3 protein-coding genes are annotated in these 2,360 nt (G+C 30.0%); all 3 read right to left on the bottom strand.

Annotated elements, in window-relative coordinates:
• Positions 1 to 30 precede the first annotated feature (30 nt).
• Positions 31 to 462 carry an extracellular solute-binding protein gene (locus tag ACLR9T_RS13920; protein WP_413110088.1) on the bottom strand — a complete coding sequence of 144 codons (432 nt, stop codon included), beginning with the start codon at positions 460 to 462 and terminating at the stop codon, positions 31 to 33.
• A 6-nt stretch (positions 463 to 468) separates the two neighbouring features.
• A complete protein-coding gene (locus tag ACLR9T_RS13925; protein WP_413110086.1) occupies positions 469 to 1,194 on the bottom strand; it encodes an ABC transporter substrate-binding protein in 726 nt (241 codons plus the stop codon).
• Positions 1,195 to 1,556: 362 nt separating this feature from the next.
• Positions 1,557 to 2,174, bottom strand: coding sequence for a proline--tRNA ligase anticodon binding domain-containing protein (locus ACLR9T_RS13930; protein WP_413110087.1), 618 nt, complete (start codon positions 2,172 to 2,174; stop codon positions 1,557 to 1,559).
• Positions 2,175 to 2,360: the final 186 nt, after the last annotated feature.

The following is a 2,360-nucleotide window of genomic DNA, read 5'->3' on the forward strand; positions in this document are numbered from 1 at the left end:
TACGCCAGATCTCGTATGAGTCCACATTTCTTAATCAATTAATTGATTACTACCAAGAATACTCTGTTGATAATTCAAATATTTATTAAGTGGTTGAACTGCTTTATTAGTAGACAATTGATTATTATTTAAAGGACTAAAAGAACATTGATTATCAACAAATTTCCACATTTCTTCAGTTTGAGTCATATACTCAATAAATTTTTTAGCTTCTTCAACATGTTTTCCTTTAGCATTCACGCAAAGTCTTGTATCAATATTCGTCACCAAAACTGACCCATTATCTAAAATAGGATAAGGATGAACTTCGAACTTTAATTCAGGAGCCATCTTTTCCATTCGTACTGCAGCCCTAGCGCCAGTAAGCATAAAAGGATTTTCACCTTTACTAAACTGTGTTAAATCATCTTGAGTTTTTTGTGTTTTGAGAGTTGCTTTGGCATCTACAAATTTATTTTTTATGAGTTATTATACAAGTTCATAACCAGGTCTCATATAATCTTTTAAGATTTGAGAATCATTATTCATTTTTTCAATAATTTCTCTATAATTTTCTTCTTGATAAAGCGGATATAATCCTTTAGCAATGGCTATTGTTTTTAAAGATATATCATTATTGGCAACAAGTGGTGTTATTCCTTGATCAACAAAATATTGACAGACTTTCATGAACTCATCTTCATTTTGAGGGATTGATTGATTATGTTTTTTCAAAAGATCTAAATTACAATACAGTCCAAAAGCAGAAATCGTTGATGGAACATAATAAATCTGACCATCCTCATCTTTCATCTGCTCTAAAGATCTCTGACTAAAGTTTGAAATTGTTGAAAGATCAGATAAGTCCTCAAAATACCCACTATTTTTAAATTTTTGAAGATATTCTTTATCAATCATAAAAATATCATCAATAGAACCATTCTTTAGTCTTTTTGAAAGAATATCATAATAATCTGTTCCTTTAACACTTTCATATGAAATCTGAACATGGGGATGATCTTTCATATAATTTTGAAGTGTTTCTTCAATCGCAACAACATTTATAGCTTCACTTTTATAACCAAAAAAAGATAAATTTATAGTTTCTTCATCTTGAGGAATAATAATATTTCTTGATTGATTGTTTTGACATCCTAGACATAATATGAATAAAGAGAATGTTATTATTACTTTAACAAACTGTTTTATTTTCATAATATCATCCTCTCTTTATCAATTTTTTCAAATTAATTATATCATTGAAAAAATTGAAAAGCAATTTAATCAGTATACTAATAATAAATTAATGAACTCATCATTTCATTCTCTTGCTTGATAGATTACTTAATCTATCAATAAGACAATCATAGCTATTTTTCTTATCCATCGAATCATTTTGATTGTTTATAAACTTAATCAATTTCTATCGTATCCAATTGATAGCTAGAAAAACATGAGAGCAAATTTAGAAAAGACTCTCTCAAAGACAATAAGCAATTAGACAAAAAACAAGCAGAACAATACAATGCTTTATACACCACTTATTGGAAAATAAAAAAAGGAACAATTTCTTGTTCCTAGTAAGCTCTTGCAAAATAAACAATATGCTTAGCCTTTTTACCACATATAGGACATACGCCATCAACTTGTGCTTCTGTGTCAATACAACGAGATGTAGCAGCCGTTTCTTCTTTGATTCTGACTTCACATTCTTCATCTCCACACCAAGGTAATTTAATATAACCACCCTTAGTATTTAAAATATCCTTGAATTCTTCAAATGTTTTTGCATTTGTAATATGGTCATTTCTAAATGCTAAAGCCTTTTGATACATTTCTTCATGTATATCATCAAGTAATTGTAATAGTGTTTGAGATAAGTTCTCATCTAATGATAAAGTGATTTTTTCACCATTAACACGTTTAGCAACAACACATTGACCATTTTCTAAATCTCTTGGACCAACTTCTAAACGTAATGGAATCCCACGCATTTCTGCTTCTGAAAATTTCCAGCCAGGTGATTTATCAGTTGCAACTACTGTGACTCTTAGTCCATGTGCTTTGAGTTGTTGTTCTAGTTCATAAGCTTTATCTAACACACCATCTTTTTGTTGTTGGATAGGAATAATCATTACTTGCGTTGGGGCGACTCTTGGCGGTAATACCAATCCATTATCATCACCATGAACCATATTAATTGCTCCTCAAAGTCTGGTTGAAACTCCCCAAGATGTTTGATGAACATATTTCTGTTTGTTATCTTTATCTAAGAATTGAATACCAAAAGCTTTTGCAAAACCATCTCCAAAATAATGAGAAGTTCCTGATTGTAAAGCTTTGCCATCATGCATCAAAGCTTCAATTGTATAAGTCTCTAC

This window comes from Thomasclavelia sp., assembly GCF_047249845.1.
Lineage (GTDB): Bacteria > Bacillota_I > Bacilli_A > Erysipelotrichales > Coprobacillaceae > Thomasclavelia.

What these genes read in the sequence shown, in the direction of transcription:
- ACLR9T_RS13925 (WP_413110086.1), bottom strand. Translation starts at nt 1,194, where the DNA reads ATGAAAATAAAACAGTTTGTTAAAGTAATAATAACATTCTCTTTATTC.
- ACLR9T_RS13930 (WP_413110087.1), bottom strand. Translation starts at nt 2,174, where the DNA reads ATGGTTCATGGTGATGATAATGGATTGGTATTACCGCCAAGAGTCGCC.